General features: G+C 69.2%; 15 protein-coding genes and 1 riboswitch. Of the genes, 8 read left to right on the forward strand and 7 right to left on the reverse strand.

Annotated elements, in window-relative coordinates; translation table 11 throughout:
* Nucleotides 1-37: 37 nt before the first annotated feature.
* Nucleotides 38-748 carry an orotate phosphoribosyltransferase gene (locus M2351_RS00045; RefSeq protein WP_264654141.1) on the reverse strand — a complete coding sequence of 237 codons (711 nt, stop codon included), beginning with the start codon at nt 746-748 and terminating at the stop codon, nt 38-40.
* A gap of 337 nt (nt 749-1085) precedes the next feature.
* Here M2351_RS00045 and M2351_RS00050 point away from each other — a divergent pair, with 337 nt between their 5' ends.
* Nucleotides 1086-2615, forward strand: a complete 1530-nt coding sequence (locus tag M2351_RS00050; protein WP_264654142.1) for a response regulator — start codon at nt 1086-1088, stop codon at nt 2613-2615.
* Between the two features lie 81 nt (nt 2616-2696).
* Here the strand turns inward: M2351_RS00050 and M2351_RS00055 are convergent, their stop codons facing one another.
* Nucleotides 2697-3779 carry a COX15/CtaA family protein gene (locus M2351_RS00055; protein WP_264654143.1) on the reverse strand — a complete coding sequence of 361 codons (1083 nt, stop codon included), beginning with the start codon at nt 3777-3779 and terminating at the stop codon, nt 2697-2699.
* Between the two features lie 174 nt (nt 3780-3953).
* On the opposite strand from M2351_RS00055, the gene M2351_RS00060 reads away from it, so the two are divergent.
* Complete coding sequence (locus tag M2351_RS00060; RefSeq protein ID WP_264654144.1) at nt 3954-7448, forward strand: FAD-dependent oxidoreductase; 3495 nt, start codon at nt 3954-3956, stop codon at nt 7446-7448.
* Between the two features lie 80 nt (nt 7449-7528).
* On the opposite strand, the gene M2351_RS00065 is transcribed toward M2351_RS00060, so the two are convergent.
* The gene (locus M2351_RS00065) at nt 7529-7723 is read right to left on the reverse strand and encodes a hypothetical protein (RefSeq protein WP_264654145.1); all 195 of its coding nucleotides are present in this window, start codon (nt 7721-7723) and stop codon (nt 7529-7531) included.
* Nucleotides 7724-7826: 103 nt separating this feature from the next.
* Nucleotides 7827-8255, reverse strand: a complete 429-nt coding sequence (locus M2351_RS00070; RefSeq protein WP_264654146.1) for an STAS domain-containing protein — start codon at nt 8253-8255, stop codon at nt 7827-7829.
* Between the two features lie 168 nt (nt 8256-8423).
* Nucleotides 8424-8503: riboswitch (SAM riboswitch) on the forward strand.
* A 77-nt stretch (nt 8504-8580) separates the two neighbouring features.
* On the opposite strand from M2351_RS00070, the gene metZ reads away from it, so the two are divergent.
* Nucleotides 8581-9789, forward strand: coding sequence for an O-succinylhomoserine sulfhydrylase (gene metZ, locus M2351_RS00075; RefSeq protein WP_264654147.1), 1209 nt, complete (start codon nt 8581-8583; stop codon nt 9787-9789).
* 131 nt (nt 9790-9920) lie between these two features.
* Complete coding sequence (locus M2351_RS00080) at nt 9921-10436, forward strand: phasin family protein (protein WP_264654148.1); 516 nt, start codon at nt 9921-9923, stop codon at nt 10434-10436.
* A 42-nt stretch (nt 10437-10478) separates the two neighbouring features.
* Here M2351_RS00080 and M2351_RS00085 read toward each other — a convergent pair whose 3' ends face one another.
* Nucleotides 10479-11495 (reverse strand): penicillin-binding protein activator, encoded by a 1017-nt coding sequence (locus M2351_RS00085; RefSeq protein ID WP_264654149.1) that lies wholly within the window; start codon nt 11493-11495, stop codon nt 10479-10481.
* 164 nt (nt 11496-11659) lie between these two features.
* Here M2351_RS00085 and rsmI point away from each other — a divergent pair, with 164 nt between their 5' ends.
* From rsmI to gshB, 4 genes are read left to right on the forward strand one after another with little or no spacing between them, the layout of a single operon-like run.
* A complete protein-coding gene (gene rsmI, locus M2351_RS00090; protein ID WP_264654150.1) occupies nt 11660-12622 on the forward strand; it encodes a 16S rRNA (cytidine(1402)-2'-O)-methyltransferase in 963 nt (320 codons plus the stop codon).
* Nucleotides 12619-12987 (forward strand): YraN family protein, encoded by a 369-nt coding sequence (locus tag M2351_RS00095; RefSeq protein WP_264654151.1) that lies wholly within the window; start codon nt 12619-12621, stop codon nt 12985-12987. Before rsmI ends, M2351_RS00095 begins: the two co-directional genes overlap by 4 nt.
* Before the next feature lie 51 nt (nt 12988-13038).
* Nucleotides 13039-13872, forward strand: a complete 834-nt coding sequence (locus tag M2351_RS00100; RefSeq protein ID WP_264654152.1) for a SirB1 family protein — start codon at nt 13039-13041, stop codon at nt 13870-13872.
* Between the two features lie 33 nt (nt 13873-13905).
* Nucleotides 13906-14862 (forward strand): glutathione synthase, encoded by a 957-nt coding sequence (gene gshB, locus M2351_RS00105; protein ID WP_264654153.1) that lies wholly within the window; start codon nt 13906-13908, stop codon nt 14860-14862.
* Between the two features lie 64 nt (nt 14863-14926).
* On the opposite strand, the gene M2351_RS00110 is transcribed toward gshB, so the two are convergent.
* Together M2351_RS00110 and M2351_RS00115 are read right to left on the reverse strand one after the other, a co-directional pair.
* Nucleotides 14927-15430 (reverse strand): dihydrofolate reductase, encoded by a 504-nt coding sequence (locus M2351_RS00110; RefSeq protein ID WP_264654154.1) that lies wholly within the window; start codon nt 15428-15430, stop codon nt 14927-14929.
* 30 nt (nt 15431-15460) lie between these two features.
* Entirely contained in the window at nt 15461-17152 is a 1692-nt protein-coding gene (locus tag M2351_RS00115) for a methyl-accepting chemotaxis protein (RefSeq protein ID WP_264654155.1), read from the reverse strand.
* Nucleotides 17153-17276: the final 124 nt, after the last annotated feature.

Consider the following 17276-nt stretch of genomic DNA (forward strand, 5'->3'; position numbering starts at 1 on the left):
CTTCCCGGTCACGCCACCCCAATCACGCCACCCCCAATCACGCCACCTTGTGGCGGCCCCGTTTTTCCTGGTGTTCGGCGGTCCAGCGCTTGGGGTCGTGAAGGAAGGCGTGGATCTCGCCCTGGGCCTCGCCGTCCAGGTAATGGCCGCGGTTCGCCACCTCCAGCACATCCCACCAAGTCGCCAGTGCGTGCATGGTGATGCCGAGCGGGGCGAGGTGTTCGTGGATCTCGTCGAAGATCCCGTACTGGAACAGCACGAACACATCGCGCACGTCGCAGCCGGCTTCCTTCAGCGGCTGGGCGAAGCGGGCCTTGCGGTGGCCGTCGGCGGCCAGCTGTTCCACCAGCAGGACGCGCCAGCCGGGCTCTACCCGTCCTTCGATGCGGTGCTTGTATTCCTGCTGCCCCTCCGGCGCTTCCTTGCGCACGAAGACGAAGGGCAGGTCGAGACGGTCGGCGATCAGCGTCGCCCAGGGCACGCCGGCCCCTTCCCCCGCCGCGACGGCGTCCAGCTCGCGCCCGCCGATCTCCTGCTCGATCATGCGCACAGCGAAATCCAGGATCTCGTTGCGCGCCAAGGGGTAGGAAAGCAGGCGGCGGCCTTCCAGGTGGATCGGGCTGACCAGCCCCGAGCCGTGGCGGCAGAGATGGTGCGGATCGTACCGGACGCAGCCGGTCTCGATGAGATGGCGGGCCACGGTGCAGGCCCCTTCGCGCAGTTCGATGTCCCAGGCATCCGGTATCATGGCGTCCCCCTTCGCTGACGGTTGCGTGCCCCCCGATTTGTTCCCGATTGACTGCCCATTGCCGGTGGGCTGCAACCCCCCAACCCGCATCCCGGCGCGGGCGTTCGCGGTACCCCGAATCGGTGGTTCGGGGTCGCCCCAGACTCGCCCGCCCGTTGAGGTTCCGCTGTGTCGCACCCCGGCGCGGTTGACAAGGCCCGCTTAGCAAGCGGAGAAATGGCTCTTGAGACAAATTGTGTGTTTTCGGCGGATTTTGCGGGAGCGACGGCGATGGCGGACCCCCTGGACGACGGCGCCTTGGACGGCGACGACCTGCTGTTCGCCGACGAAGATCCTTATGGACGTCGCCGCCGCCCGCGCCGCGCGGGCGGTGAAGCCCTGGAAAATCCTGATTGTCGACGACGATACGGAGGTGCACGCGATCACGCGCGTGGTGCTCAGCGACGTGATGTTCGACGACCGGCCGCTGCATTTCCTGTCCGCCCATTCCGGGGCGGAGGCGCGGTCGATCCTGAGCGACCACGACGACATCGCCGCCGTGCTGCTGGACGTGGTGATGGAGACGGACGACGCCGGCCTGAAGCTCGTCCGCTTCATACGGGAGGAGATGGGCAACCGCCAGGTGCGCATCATCCTGCGCACCGGCCAGCCCGGCCAAGCGCCCGAGCGGCAGGTGATCGTCGCCTACGACATCAACGACTACAAGGCGAAGAGCGAGCTGACCGCGCAGAAGCTGTTCACCACCACGGTGGCGGCGCTCCGCTCCTTCCAGCACATCTCGACCATCGAGCAAAGCCGCCGCGGCCTGGAAACGGTGGTGCAGGCCGCCGACACGCTGTTCAAGCAGCGCTCCCTGCCGGGGCTGGCCGAGGGGATCGTGCAGGAGGTGGGCGGCCTGTTGCCGAACATTGACGGGGCGATCCTGTGCGTCCTGTCAGGCGAAAGCGGGGAGGCCGAAGTCCTCACCGGTTCCGGCCGCTTTGCCGACATGGCCGGCCATCCGGTTGGCGGGGTGGTGGAGGCGGCCGTGACCGCCGATGTCGCGACGGCGTTGCGGGACGGGACCAGCGTCTTCGACGCCCGGCACAGCGTGATCGCGCTGCGCACGCACGACCATGCGGCCGGCGCGCTGTGCCTGTGCGGCCACGTTCCCCTGTCGGACTTCGAGCGGCGGATGATCGAGATCTTCTGCAAGAAGGCCGCGATCGGCTTCGACAACGTCTTCCTGTACGAGCAGCTGCGGCTGGCCCAGCTGGCGACCGTGCACGCGCTCGGCAAGCTGGCGGAGTACAAGGACGAGGTCACCGGCGACCACGTCAAGCGCATCGGCCGATGGGCCACCGCCATCGCGCGGGAGCTTCAGCAGCGCGACAGCTACCCCGGCCTCGTCGACGATCGGTTCTGCGAGCTGATCGGCATGGCCAGCATGCTGCACGACGTGGGCAAGGTGGGCATCCCCGACAGCATCCTGGGCAAGCCGGGCAAGTTGGACGCCGAGGAGATGCGGCAGATGCGCGAGCACGCCGCCATGGGCGGGCGCATCCTGCGCGACGCCTCCGGCCTTGTCGGCGGGCGCAGCTACCTGACGCTGGGGGCGGAGATCGCGGAGACCCACCACGAGAAATTCGACGGCACCGGCTATCCCGGCGGGCTGGCCGGCGACGCCATCCCGCTGTCCGGCCGCATCGTCGCGGTGGCCGACGTCTACGACGCCCTGCTCCACCGCCGCCCCTACAAGGAGGCGTGGGAGCTGGCCGCGGTGCTGGACCTGATCCGCAACGAGTCGGGCAAGCACTTCGATCCGCGCGTGGTGGACGCCTTCGTCACCGTGCTGGAGCGCGAAGGCGTGCTGGCTGTGTCCCAGTAGGATTTTTTCACCACAGAGACACGGAGACACGGAGAAATCATTCCCTCTGTGTCTCCGTGCCTCTGTGGTTATCGCTTCCCCTCAGCGCCAGCGCGGCGGATTGGCGATGATGGGGCGAAGTTCGTGCAGCAGCCAGACCAGCCCCGACACCACCAGGATCGCGCCGGCCTGGTGGGCGGCGGCGACGGGGATCCACACGACGCTGAGCAGCGTGGCGATGCCCATGGCGATCTGCACCAGCACCATGCCGCCGGTCAGCAGCCCCGCCCGAGTCGCCCGCCCCGGCAGCCGGGCCAGCCACACGCGAAGCGCCAGCGCCAGCACCACCAGCCCGGTCAGCAGCGCCACCGCCCGGTGGGTCAGCTGGATCGCCGCGGTGTTCTCCAGCGGGTTGATCCACCAGGGCGACAGGTTGCCGACCTCCGGCGGGATCAGGTGGCCGTCCATCAACGGGAAGGTGTTGTAGGCGAAGCCCGCGTCCGTCCCGGCGACGAAGGCGCCCCAGACGATGGTCACGCCGACCAGCCCCAGCGCGACCCGCGCGTGACGGCGCAAGCGCCGCGACTCGGTGGCCCAGCCGGCGAGCGGCAGCGGGTCGAGGATGCCCAGCGCCGTGCGCAGCAGCAGCCCGTAGATCAGGATCGCGGTCGACAGGTGCAGGGCCAGCCGATAGTGGCTGACCGCCGGGCTGTTCACCAAGCCGCTCTTCACCATGTACCAACCGATCACGCCCTGGAGCCCGCCGAGCAGGAACAGCCCGGCCAGTTTCGGCCACAGGTCCTTCGGAATGCGCCCCTGCACCCAGAAGCGCAGGAAGGGGATCAGGAACACGAAGCCGATCAGCTGGCCCCAGAGACGGTGGAACCATTCCCACCAGAAGATGCTCTTGAAGGCCGCGAGATCCATGCCGGAATTGTAGACCCGGAATTCGGGTGTGGCCTTGTAGAGGTCGAAGACCCGGTTCCACTCCGTCTCCGACAGGGGCGGCAGGATGCCGATCAGCGGCTTCCATTCGACCATCGACAGGCCGGATTCGGTCAGGCGCGTGATGGCCCCGATCACCGCCATGGCCAGCACCATGGCGCAGCAGACCAGCAACCAATAGGCGATGGGCCGGGTTGAGGCGGAAGAACGGACGTCGTCAGAAGCGGTGATGGCGGTCAAGACGGGGTATTCCGGATGAAGGGGCGGGCGTCTTCCGGAATGTGGGGAAGGTCGCCGTCTGCGTCAAACGGACACGGGGTACCACCGGCACCACAAGCCCGGATTCGGGTGAAGGGCGGTGGTCCCGGTGTTACAAATGTCAGTGTGCCCAACAGCTTCCGAAGCGGAGCGGCGATGGCGGACCTTTCCCTGCCCTTTGGTTTGGTCTTCGAGGATCTGTACGACCACGGTGGTTTGGCGCGACTCGACCGCGCCTTCCTGGACTGTCTGGCGGAGGCCGACCGGGAGCTGGCCAACCGCCTGCTCGCCGCCCGCGCGGAGCCCGGCGCGCTGGACGGCAAGGCCGAAAGCGACCTGCTGATCGCGCTCGGCCCCCATCTGGAGGATTTCCTCGCCGCCCTCTTTGGCATCCGGGCCGAGTTGGAGGAGCTGCGCGGGCGCCACACAGCCCTGGCGCCGCTCTACACCGCCAAGCGCCTGTTCGTGCAGCGCCGCGCCGCGAAGGCGGTGAAGCCGGACGCGGTCGCCGGGCTGGATGGCGCGGAGCTGGCCGCAAGGCTGGAGGACTGGCTGGGCGCTCCCCTGACGGAGATCGGACTCGCCCGCCGGCTGAACGCCTGGATGGAGAACGAGGCGGCGCACGCCGCCCAGTTGGACACCGCCGCCCGCTACGCCGCCTGGGCGCTGTTCACCGAGGCCGGGCGCGCCAAGCACGGGGCCGGTGTGCTGTTCCAGCTGCCGCACAAGACCGACCCGCAGCACCTCGTGCCCGTGGAAACGGTGGAGCTGCACGGCGTCACCATGATGCGGCTGCCGGAGCAGGTCCAACGTGAACGGCAGGGGTTCGGGCTCACCGACCCCGGCACCGATCTGGCCGGGGCGCTGGACGAGGCCAACTACTGCATCTGGTGCCACAACCAGGGCAAGGACAGTTGCTCCAAGGGGCTGCGCGACCGCAAGACCGGGGAGTTCCAGAAGAGCGCCTTCGGCGTGCCGCTGAACGGCTGCCCGCTGGAGGAAAAGATTTCGGAGATGCACACCCTCAAGGCGGAAGGTGTGCCGATCGGCGCACTGGCCATGGTGGTGGTGGACAACCCCATGTGCGCCGGCACCGGCCACCGCATCTGCAACGACTGCATGAAGGCCTGCATCTACCAGCGGCAGGAGCCGGTGGACATCCCGCAGGCGGAAACCCGCACGCTGAAAGACGTGCTGGAACTGCCTTGGGGCTTCGAGATCTACAGCCTGCTGACGCGCTGGAACCCGTTGGACCTGCGCCGCCCGCTGATGCGGCCGGACAGCGGGTACAAGGTTCTGGTGGTCGGGCTGGGGCCGGCCGGCTTCACACTGGCGCACCACCTGATGAACGACGGCCACACGGTGGTGGGCGTCGACGGCTTGAAGATCGAGCCGCTGCCCGCGGGCCTGTCCGGCGTGCTGCCCGGCGGCAAGCGCGTGCCCTTCCGCCCGATCCACGACGTGCACGACCTGTTCGACCGGCTGGACGAGCGGGTGATGGCGGGATTCGGTGGGGTGGCCGAGTACGGCATCACCGTGCGCTGGAACAAGAACTTCCTGAAGGTCATCCGGCTGCTGCTGGAGCGGCGGTCGCGCATGTCCATCATCGGCGGCGTGCGGTTCGGCGGCACCTTGACCATCGACGACGCGCTAGATCTCGGGTTCGACCACATCGCCCTGTGCATGGGAGCCGGCAAGCCGACCGTCATTCCCATGGCGAACGGGTTGGCCCGCGGGGTGCGGCAGGCGTCGGACTTCCTGATGGCCTTGCAGCTGACCGGGGCGGCCAAGGCGGACAGCATCGCCAACCTGCAGGTCCGGCTGCCCATCGTCGTCATCGGCGGTGGCCTGACCGCCATCGACACGGCGACGGAGGCGCTGGCCTACTACCCCGTGCAGATCGAGAAGTTCCTGGCCCGCTTCGAGGCCCTGGCGGCCGAAAAGGGCGAAGCCGCCGCTCGCGCCCGCTGGACCCCGGCCGAGGCGGAACTGGCCGACGAGTTCCTGGCCCACGCCCGCGCCATCCGCGCCGAGCGCGCCGCCGCCCTGGAGGAAGGGCGGGAGTCGCGCGTGCTGGCGCTACTGCAAGGCTGGGGCGGCTCGACCATCGCCTACCGCCGCCGCCTGATCGACAGCCCCAGCTACACCCTGAACCACGAGGAGGTCGCGCACGGGCTGGCCGAGGGCATCCGCTTCCTGGAATGCGCGACCCCGCGCGGTGTGGAGATCGACGAGACGGGGGCGGCCCAGGCCATCCACCTGGCGATCAACCCGGTCGGGCCAGACGGGGTGGTAGCGCCGGCCGCGCTGGACGCGCGCATCCCCGCCCGCACCATCCTGGTCGCCGCCGGCACCCAGCCCAACACCGTGCTGGCCCGCGAGGAACCGGAGTGGGTGGAACTGGACGGCCGCACCTTCCGCGCCATCGACGAGGACGGCCACCCGGTGACGCCGGAACGGCTGTGCAAGCCGGCCGAAGCCCGCGTGCTGATGGCCCGTGCGCCGGACGGCCGCTACCTCAGCTTCTTCGGCGACCTGCACCCCTCCTTCTCCGGCAACGTGGTGAAGGCGATGGGCGGGGCGAAGCAGGGCTACCCGGTGGTCAGCCGCGCGCTGGCCCGCCGCGCGCCCTCCCCCGTGCCGGCGACGGAGTTGGTCCGGCGGCTGAACGCCGACCTACGGCCGACCGTGCACACCGTTGCCCGCCTGACCCCGACCATCGTGGAGGTGGTGGTGAAGGCCCCGGCCGCCGCACGTCGTTTCGAACCCGGACAGTTCTACCGCCTGCAAAACTTCGAAACGCTGTCGCAACGGGTCGACGGGACTACGCTGGCGATGGAAGGACTCGCCCTGACGGGCGCCTGGGTGGACAAGGAGGCCGGGCTCCTGTCGATGATCGTGCTGGAGATGGGCGGCTCGTCCGACCTCTGCGCCGTGCTGAAGCCTGGCGACCCGGTGGTCGTGATGGGGCCGACCGGTACACCGACCGAGATCCCGGAGGGGGAAACCGTCTGCCTCGTCGGCGGCGGACTCGGCAACGCGGTGCTGTTCTCCATCGGGCAGGCCTGCCGGGCACGCGGCAGCAAGGTCGTCTATTTCGCCGGCTACAAGCGGATCGAGGACCGCTACAAGGTGGACCAGATCGAGGCCGCCGCCGACCGCGTGGTCTGGTGCTGCGACGAGGCCCCGGGCTTCATCCCCACCCGCCCCGGCGACAAGGCTTTTGTCGGTAACATCGTGGAAGCCATGCGCGCCTTTGCGGTCGGCGAGCTGGGGCCGGTTGATTTGCGGCTGGAGGATGTGGACCGCATCGTCGCCATCGGCTCCGACCGCATGATGGCGGCGGTGGGGTCGGCGCGGCACGGGGTGCTGAAACCCTTCCTGAAGCCGGGCCATGTCGGCATCGGCTCCATCAACTCCCCCATGCAATGCATGATGAAGGAGATCTGCGCCCAGTGCCTGCAACGGCACACCGACCCGGCGACGGGGAAGGAGACGGTGGTCTTCTCCTGCTTCAACCAGGACCAGAGCCTTGACCGGGTGGATTTCGCGAACCTGAACCAGCGGCTTCAGCAGAACGCCGTGCAGGAAAAGCTGACCGCGCAATGGATCGACCGCTGCCTGCGCCACGCCGGGCTGCGGAAGGGGTGACGCGGGGATTTCACCACAGAGACACGGAGACACGGAGGCATCCACCCCTCTGTGTCTCCGTGTCTCTGTGGTGATGTCTGTTATCGCGCCGCTTCGACGCCACCGTCTTCCCGGGCGTCCTCCACGGGCGCGCCGCGGTCCTGGATGGTGGTGACGTGGCGCGCGTGGCGCAGCTTTTCCTCGACGGCCTCGTTCACGAACTGGTCGAGCGAACGGCCCTCGCGCGCGGCAGCCTTCGCGGCCTCAGACTTCAGCGTGTCCCGAAGATGAACCATCCTATGCCTCCCCCACATGGAACGGACATGTCCGAATTCCGGACGAATTCCGCACATGGGGACCGTGCCGACACGGCGCGAGTCCCCTATCCGGAAGCCCCGGCTACCGTGCGGCGGTGACCTTCAGCGCGCGGGCGGCGACGGCCAGCGGGTCCTCGCCGGGGGCGCAGGGGTGGGCCTTGGCCAGCGCGGCTTCCGGCACGTTGACGGCGATGTAGTCCCCGACCGTCTCGAAGACCGGGATGATCATGGCGATCCGCGTCAGCTCGATGGTTTTCCGCACCTGCCCGCCCGCCGATAGCATGGCGAGGTGCTTGCCGGCCGAGGCGGCCTCCCCGTTGATGACCAGCAGCATGCCGATGCCGGCGCTGTCGATGAACTCCAGCCCCGTGAGGTCGAGCAGGCAATGGCGCGCCTGTCCCTGCTTCAGGTCGGCGATCACCCGGCGCACCGGGTCGGCGTCCAGGCCGGTGAAGCGGCCGGTCAGCACGAGGCGGGCGAAATGCTCCTCGTTGTCCAGGCGATACTGCATCGTTGCACTCATCCTGGTCGGTGAGCCCCGGTCGGTAGGTCCTATGATCCCGCCGCAACCCGCAGCGGGCAAGGGACGCCGGGCGCATACGCCTGCGGGTTGTTGACGCAGCCCCGCGCAACAAACCCCGCGCTTCGGTCTTGACGGCGGGACGCCCCCGGTCCTAAAAGCGATGCACGTGGTGATTTGGTCGACCGGCTTGCGGGCCACGTAAAACAATCCGCTAAAAAGGTCCGAGCCGCATCCGCGCCTCGACCCGAACGGTCGGGGCGTTTTTTGTTTTGGCCGGTCGGCCCCGCCGGCGGACAAAGGGAATCAAGCGGTCATGGCACGCACCGATCATCGCACTCCGAACGTCGCCGGGCTCCGTCCCCGTTCCAAGCTGGTCCACGGCGGCATCCGCCGGTCCGGCTTCGACGAGACCTCCGAGGCGCTGTTCCAGACCTCCGGCTACGTCTACGGCTCGGCCGAGGAGGCGGAGCACGCCTTCGCCAACGACGGCAGCCGCCACGTCTATTCGCGCTTCCGCAACCCGACCACCGCCATGTTCGAGGACCGGCTGGCCGAGTACGAGGGCGCGGAATGGGCCTACGCCACCACCACCGGCATGGCCGCGGTGCACGCCGCGCTCTGGTGCAACCTGCGCCACGGCGACCGCATCGTGGCGCCGCGCTCGCTGTTCATCTCCTGCTATTGGGTGATCAAGGAGCTGTCGGCCCGCTTCGGGGTGGAGGCCGTGTTCGTCGACGGCACCGACCTCGCCCAGTGGGAGACCGCCCTGTCCAAGCCGACCCAGGCCGTGTTCCTGGAAACGCCGAGCAACCCGGGCCTTGAGGTCGTGGATCTCCGCGCCGTCAGCGCGCTGGCGCACAAGGCCGGGGCCAAGGTGGTGGTGGACAATGCCTTCGCCACGCCCGTGCTCCAGCGCCCGTTCGAGATGGGCGCCGACGTGGTCGTCTATTCGGCCACCAAGCACATCGACGGCCAGGGCCGCTGTCTGGGCGGCGTCATCCTGACCAACGACAAGAAGTACGGGGCGGAGGTGATCCATCCTTACCTGCGCCACACCGGCCCGACCATTTCGCCCTTCAACGCCTGGATCCTGCTGAAGGGGCTGGAGACGCTGGAACTGCGCGTCGCGGCGCAGAGCGCGTCCGCCCTGAAGGTGGCGGAGTTCCTGGAAGGCCACGCGAAGGTGGAGCGCGTGCTCTATCCGGGCCTGGTCAGCCATCCGCAGCACGACCTCGTCCGCAGCCAGATGACCGGCGGCGGCACGATGCTGTCGATCTTCCTGAAGGGCGGCAAGGCGGAGGCGTTCCGCGCGCTGAACGACCTGGGCATGGTGATGATCTCCAACAACCTGGGCGACGCGAAGAGCCTGATCACCCACCCGGACACCACCACCCACTCCAAGCTGACGCCGGAAGAGAAGGTGGCGGCGAACATCACGCCGAACCTGCTGCGCCTGTCCGTCGGGCTGGAGGACGCCCAGGACATAATCGAGGACCTGGACCGCGCGCTCGCCGCGATCTGACGCCGACCGCGCGCTGCCCAACCGCGCGCTGGACGCGCGGGCGCATATCATTGTAAGGATCGACCCGGAACCAAATGCTGCAGTGCAGCGTTGGCTCCGGGTCTTTTCTTTTCCGGATGAGGTGCAGGGTTATGGCGAGACGCAAGGCCGGCAACGGCGAACCGACGGAACGCCTGCTCGCGGTGGCGGGGGACTTGACCCGCACCAGCGTCAAGACCGGGGAAATGGGCGTCGCCGCCGCCCAGACCATCGGCTATCGCACCGCCATGATGGCCGCGGCGCTCGGCAACCCCATCGATTTCGCCAACCCGGAGTTCGTCCGCATGGGCTCGGAGAAGGTGGAGGCGATGGTGGAGGCCACCCACGCGGTCGCCACGGGCGTGGGCGAGGCGCATCAGGCCTGGTTCGCCCTGGTCCAGGGACAGTTGCAGACGGCGATGCACCTGGTCACCGGGCTCGGCCAGTGCCGTTCCCCAGCGGATTTTGTCGAGCTTCAGCGCCGCGCCCTGACCGAGTCCTTCGAGGCCGGCCTGCACGCCGCCATCTACATGGTCGAGTCGGCGGCCGCCCTGACCCACGCCGGCATGACCCCGGCCTACCGCACCGTACGCGCCAACGCCCGGCGGCTCGCGCGGGTGAACTCCTAGCAAGCCCAGCCCTTCTCCTCCGGAGAGGAGAAGGGCTTTCCCTTACTGCCCCAGCAGCTCGAAGCTGGACGGCGCCGGGTCGAGGACGCGGGCGCCGTTGGGGGCGACCTCCAGCACGGCCAGCGCGCGCTCCACCTGCCCGTTCGGGCGCAGGCGGAACAGGCCGTCCATGCCTTCGAAGCCGCTGGGGTTGGTCAGCGCCGTGCGGTCGAATGGGGCCGCGGCGTTCATCTTGGTCAGCACCGCGGCGATCGCCGTCGCGTCGTAGGACAGCGTCGCGATGCGCGGCGGCTTGTGCCCGTAGGTCTGCTCGAAGCGCTGTTCGAAGTCGGCGCGGGTCTGCGGCGCCGGGGCGGCGAACCAGGCACCGTTCAGCGCCGGCTCCTGCCCGAGCGTCGGGTCGTCCCACAGGCCGGTGCCGAGCAGCCGCACCTGCTGCGGGTTGACGCCGTTGGCGGCCAACGCGTTGGCCAGCCCCTGGGCGCGCGGGCCGCCTTCGGCCAGCATCACCGCCTGCGGCTGCACGCCCGCCTGGGTCACCTGCTTCGCCGGCAGGCTGAGGTCGGTCACCGCCGGGTCGTAGCGTTCCACCTGCGCCACCTGCCCGCCGAGCTGCCGGGTCGTGTTCTGGAGCGCGGTGACCACCGCGTCGCCGTAGGCGTTGCGCGGGGCGAGCGCCACGTAGCGGGTGACCCCGCGGGAGCGGGCGAAGCCAACCACGCGGTTCACCTGGTCGCCGGGCACGAAGCCCATGACGTAGGTGCCGTTGCCGGCCTGGGTCCAGTCGTTGGTGAAGGCCAGGACCTCCACGCCCGCGTTCTGCGCGATGGGCCGCACCGCCGCCACGTCGGCGGCGAACAGCGGGCCGAGGATCAGGCGGGCACCCTCCGCCACCGCCTGCCGGGCGGCGTCGGCGGCGCCGTTCGGCGTTCCCTTGGTGTCGCGGGGCAGCAGCTCGAACCGGTCGCCGGCGAGGTCGAACAGCGCCATCTGCGCCGCTTCCAGCAGGGACTGGCCGATCTGCGCGTTGGGGCCGGACAGCGGCAGCAGGATCGCCACTTTGGCGACCTGCGGTTCAACGGGAAGCACCGGGGCGGCTGGAGGCGCTTGAGTCACCGGCGCCGGGGCCTTTACATTCGACGAGCAAGCCGAAAGCATGCCAACAACCAACAGTGCGGCGGCAGCGTGCCGCCCCCGAGCGCGCGAGAAAGGTGTTGTCAAGCGTGCCACCGACGATCTCCACATCCGGTCCGGCGCAGGATCCCGCCAAGGGACCCCAGGCCTCTAGTGACGCTGAAGGTAGCGAGCCGAGGGCCGCAAGTAAACTCGGCGCCGGCCTTTATGTCGTCGCGACCCCCATCGGCAACGCCGCCGACATCACGCTGCGCGCGCTCGATGTCCTGAAGCGCGCCGACGCCATCGCCTGCGAGGACACGCGGGTGACGGCCAAGCTGATGGGCATCCACGGCATCCACACGCCCTTCGTCTCCTACCATGAACACAACGCGGCCAAGATGCGTCCGGTCCTGATCGGTCGCATGAAGGCGGGCGAATCCATCGCGCTGGTCACCGACGCGGGCACGCCGCTGGTCTCCGACCCCGGCTACAAGCTGGTGCGGGAGTGCGTGGCGGAAGGCGTGGCGGTCACCACCCTGCCCGGCGCCTCGGCCCCGCTGGCGGCGCTGGTGCTGTCGGGCCTGCCGACCGACCGCTTCCTGTTCGCGGGCTTCCTGCCCAACAAGAGCAGCGCCCGCCGCGCCGCCGCGGGGGAGCTGAAGGGCGTGCCGGCCACGCTGGTCTTCTTCGAGTCGCCGCAGCGGCTGCCCGAATCGCTGGCCGACCTCGCCGACATCCTGGGCCCGCGCGAGGCCGCCGTGGCCCGCGAGCTGACCAAGCTGTACGAGGAGGTGCGGCGCGGCCCCCTGCCCGAGCTGGCCGCCCACTACGCGGAGCATGGCCCGCCCAAGGGGGAGGTCGTGCTGGTCATCGGCCCGCCCGGCGAGGAGGCCACCCCGACCGAGGCCGACGTCGACGCCCTGCTGCGCGAGGCGTTGACCCGCCTGTCCGTCCGCGACGCCGCCGCCGACGTTGCCGCCCGCACCGGCCAGCACAAGCGCGCCGTGTACGCCCGCGCGCTGGAGCTGGCGCGGGCAGGGAAAGAGGAGAAGAAGGGGGAGACGCCGTGACCGCCCCCACCGCGCTGCGCCGCCGGGCCGAGGGCTACGGGCGCTTCGCCGAGCAGCTGTGCCGGCTGGCCCTGCGGCTGAAGGGATACCGCATCCTGGACAGCCGCCTGCGCACGCCCATGGGCGAGATCGACATCGTGGCCCGGCGCGGCAAGACGCTGGCCGTGGTGGAGGTGAAGGCGCGCGCCGACTGGGCCAGCGCCAGCGAGGCGGTGAGCGCCCGGCAGCGCGGCAGGCTTGCGCGCGCCGCGCATGTCTATCTGGCGGCGCACCCCCAATATGCGGGCTATGCCTTGCGCTTCGACGTCATGCTCGTTACCCCTTGGTCCTGGCCGCGCCACCTTGAGGACGCCTGGCGCGTTTAGGACCGGAATGCCCACCCTTTCTGGCCCCGTTTGATCGAGAAGGACGCTCCTTTGACCAGCCGCGCCGAAGCCCGCGAGATCCTACGCCGCGTGGGGCAGCAGCCGGACGACGAGATCGACCTGGCGGAGGCCGCCCTGGCGCTCGGCAGCCTGGAGCTGCCCAACGTTGCGCTGGAGGATTACCGCCGGCACATCGCGGTCCTCGTGGACGACCTGGCCCAGCGCAACAACCCCGCCGCCGACAGCCTGGAGACGCGCATCGCCCTGCTGCACGAGGTGATCGTGGAGCGGCACGGCTACGGCGGCGACCACGACACCTACGACGATTTGCAGAACGCCAACCTGCTGCGCGTCATCGACCGCCGCCGCGGCCTGCCGGTGGCTCTGGGCATCCTGTTCATGCACGCCGCCCGGTCGCAGGGCTGGCCGATTCTGGGCCTGAACTTCCCCGGCCATTTCCTGGTGCGCATGGACGCCGACGGCGCCCGCGCCATCCTGGACCCCTTCAACGAGGGGCAGGTGCGCACCGCCGTGGACCTGCGCGACCTGCTGAAGGCCACCGCCGGCAGCGCGGCGGAGCTGGAGCCCGGCCATTACCAGCCCGTGTCGAACCGCGACGTGCTGCTGCGGCTTCAGAACAACATCAAGCTGCGCCATCTCTCCGCCCACGACGTCCCCAAGGCGCTGGAGGTGCTGGAGGCCATGCGCCTGTTCGCGCCCAGGGAGCCGTCGCTGTGGCGCGAGACCGGCCTGCTGGAGGCGCACAGCAACAACCTTGGCGCCGCCATCGCGGCGCTGGAAACCTTCATGGAGCTGACCGACAGCGACCGGCACCGCCACCAGACCGCCGCGCTGATTCAGCAGCTGAAGAACCGCCTGAACTGATTCCCTAATACGTCCGTTTCGGAGATTGCCCGCATGAGCCTTGCCGTCGCCTTCCAGATGGACCCCATCGAGTCCATCAATATCGACACGGACTCGAGCTTCATGATGGCGCTGGAGGCGCAGAAGCGCGGGCACACGCTGTACCACTACCACCCGCGCGACCTCAGCCTGACCGGCAACAAGCTCACGGCCCGCGTGCGGGAGATGAGCGTCGTCCGCCAGAAGGGCGCCCACTACACGCTGGGTGAGTCCAAGCTGGTGGACCTGTCGACCATGGACGTGGTGCTGATGCGCCAGGACCCGCCCTTCGACATGGCCTACATCACCGCGACGCACCTGCTGGAGCACATCCAGCCCAAGGTGCTGGTGCTGAACGACCCGGCCGAGGTGCGCAACGCGCCGGAGAAACTGTTCGTCACCCACTTCCCCGACCTGATGCCGCCGACGCTGATCACCAGCGACAAGCAGGCCATCCTGGACTTCCGCGCCCAATACAAGGACATCATCGTCAAGCCGCTGTTCGGCAACGGCGGCGCCGGCGTCTTCCACCTGAAGCCGGACGACGAGAACCTGGGCTCGCTGCTGGAACTCTTCACCCAGCTCTACCGCGAGCCGGTGATCGTGCAGAAGTACCTGCCGGAGATCCGCCAGGGCGACAAGCGCATCATCCTGATCGACGGCGAGCCGGCCGGCGCCGTCAGCCGCATGCCCCAGGACGGCGAGGCCCGCGCCAACTTCCACGCCGGCGGCAGCGCCAAGAAAACCGACCTGACCCCGCGCGAGCAGGAGATCTGCAAGGCCATCGGCCCGGTCCTGCGCAAGAAGGGCCTGCTGTTCGTCGGCATCGACGTGATCGGCGACTACATGACCGAGATCAACGTAACCTCGCCCACGGGCATCCAGGAGATCAACCGCCTGAACGGCTCAGCGCTGGAAGCCACGCTGTGGGACGCCATCGAGCGGCGGCATCGCGAGAACAAGGCCGCGTAAGGGCCTTCTCCCTCGATCCCCCATCCCAACAGGCGTTTTCCCTCTCCCCGGAGGGGAGAGGGGACTATTGGGCGGGGTTTGGTCTGCGCACGCAGTCCACGTAGCGGTAGGGGAGGCCGTTTTCGGTCTGGAGTGGGCCGGAGTGCATTTCCGTCCAATCCGGGCCGAGGGGGGGCATGTGGGTGTCGCCTTCCACGTCCTGTTCGACGCGGGTCAGGTGGATGAGGTCGGCGAGCGGCAGGGTTTCGCGGAAGAGTTCGGCGCCGCCGATCACGCTGACCTCGGGGACGCCGCGGTCGCGGCACCAGGACAGCGCCGAGTCGAGATCGCCGAACCAGACGGCGCCGTCGTGCTCCCCCGCCGGGTGGCTGCGGCTGACAACGAGGTTGTCGCGGCCGGGGAGCGGTTTGCGGGGGAGCGAGTCCCAGGTGCGGCGGCCCATCAGGATGGGCTTGCCCATGGTCAGTTCCCGGAAGCGCTTCAGGTCGCCGGGCAGGTGCCAGGGCAGGGTGCCGTTGCGGCCGATCACGCCGTTGCGCGCCACCGCCACCACGAGACTGATTCTCATCCCTGCCCTCTCCTTCTTCTCAAACCCACCTTACGCCGCGCGCAGCTGCTCCAGGAAGCCGCCAACTTGGCGGTGCAGCGTGTCCAGTTGATGGCCGAGCTGGCGCGACATCTCCAGCACGTCGCGGGCGGTTTCGCCGCTCTGGGTGGCGGCGCCGGTGACGCCGGAGATGTTGGCCGAGACCTCCTGCGTGCCGCTGGCCGCTTCCTGAACGCTGCGGCTGATCTCGCGGGTCGCCGCCCCCTGCTCCTCAACAGCGGAGGCGATGGAGGTCGCGATCTCGTTCACGCGGACGATCACCTGGGTGACGCCCTGGATCTCGCCGACCGCCTCGCCGGTCACCGTCTGGATGTTGGAGACCTGGGCGGCGATCTCCTCCGTCGCCTTGGCGGTCTGGTTGGCAAGCGCCTTCACCTCCGACGCGACGACGGCGAAGCCCTTGCCGGCCTCCCCGGCCCGCGCCGCCTCGATGGTGGCGTTGAGCGCCAGGAGGTTGGTCTGGCTGGCGATGTCGTTGATCAGCTGCACCACCGCGCCGATCTTCTGCACCGCCTCGGCCAGACCGCCGACCTTGTCGTTGGCGCGGCCGCTGAGCCCGACCGCCTCCGCCGCGATGCGCGACGACTCGGCGACCTGGCGGCTGATCTCGTGGATGGAGCTGGACAGCTCCTCCGACGCGGCGGCCACGGTCTGGACGTTGGCGGAGGTCTGCTCGGTCGCCGCGGCGACGGTCGTCGCCAGCTGGTCGGTCTGGCTGGCGGCGCGGGACATCTCCGCCGCACGGGCCTCCATGGTCGCCGCCGAGTCGGAAACGGTGCGGACCACCGCGCCGACGCTCTGCTCGAAGCGGGCGGCCAGCGACAGCATGGACTGGCGCTTCTCCTCCTCCGCGCGGCGGGTGGCTTCGGCCTGCCCGGCCTCCAGCCGCTCCTTGTCTTGCGCGTTGCGCTGGAAGACCAGGGCCGCCTGAGCCATGGCGCCGATCTCGTCACCGCGCTCGGCCTCCGGGAAGCGGGTGGTGAGGTCGCCGTCGGCGAGCGTGCGCATCTTGGCGCCCAGGGCGCGCAGCACGCGGCTGAGGTCCGCGCCGACCCAGGCGATCAGGCCGATGGCCGGCAGCGCCAGCACCGCGATGACCGCCGCCAGCGTCCAGAGCTGGTCGAGAAAGGCTGTCCGGATGTCGTCGACGAAGATGCCGCTGCCGATGAAGACATTCCACGGCGCGAAGCCACGGACGTAGCCGACCTTCAGCGCCAGGTCGGTGCCGCCGACCGTGCGCGGCCAATCGTATTCCAGCACGCCTTCGCCGGTCGCGCGGACCAGGCGGATGAACTCCTCGATCATGTGGACGCCGTTGGCCGACTTCAGCGGCTTGACGTCGGCGCCGACCATCTTCGGGTTGATGTGGGCGAAGCCGAAGCCGTCCATCGTGTGGGCGAAGATGTATTCCTTTCCGCCCGCGTAACGGATGCCGGCCGCCGCGGCGCGGAAGCGCGCCTGCGCCTCGTCGCGGGTGATCTTGCCGGACGCGGCGTCGGCCTCCAGCGTGGTGGCCAAGGTGACGCCCAGTTCCACGACCGCCTTCAGCGTGTCCAGCCGGTCCTGGTACATCCGGTGATAGTTGAGGTAGAGGCCGGCGCCGGCGATGGCAAAGGCGGCGACGGAGGCTGCGGCCACGAGGCCCCACAGCTTGGCCCGGATGGAAAGCTTGGTCAGGATCATGGGTTTTGCTCTGTCTTTTCCCGCGGCCGGCTTCTCGGCCGGACGACGTCACAAGTCAGAGCTTTTGCGTACAAACTTTAAACGTATGTTGACGAAGCGTAGCCGGATACCGCACCGGACACAA

Source organism: Azospirillum canadense, from assembly GCF_025961225.1.
In the GTDB taxonomy this organism is placed as follows: domain Bacteria; phylum Pseudomonadota; class Alphaproteobacteria; order Azospirillales; family Azospirillaceae; genus Azospirillum; species Azospirillum canadense.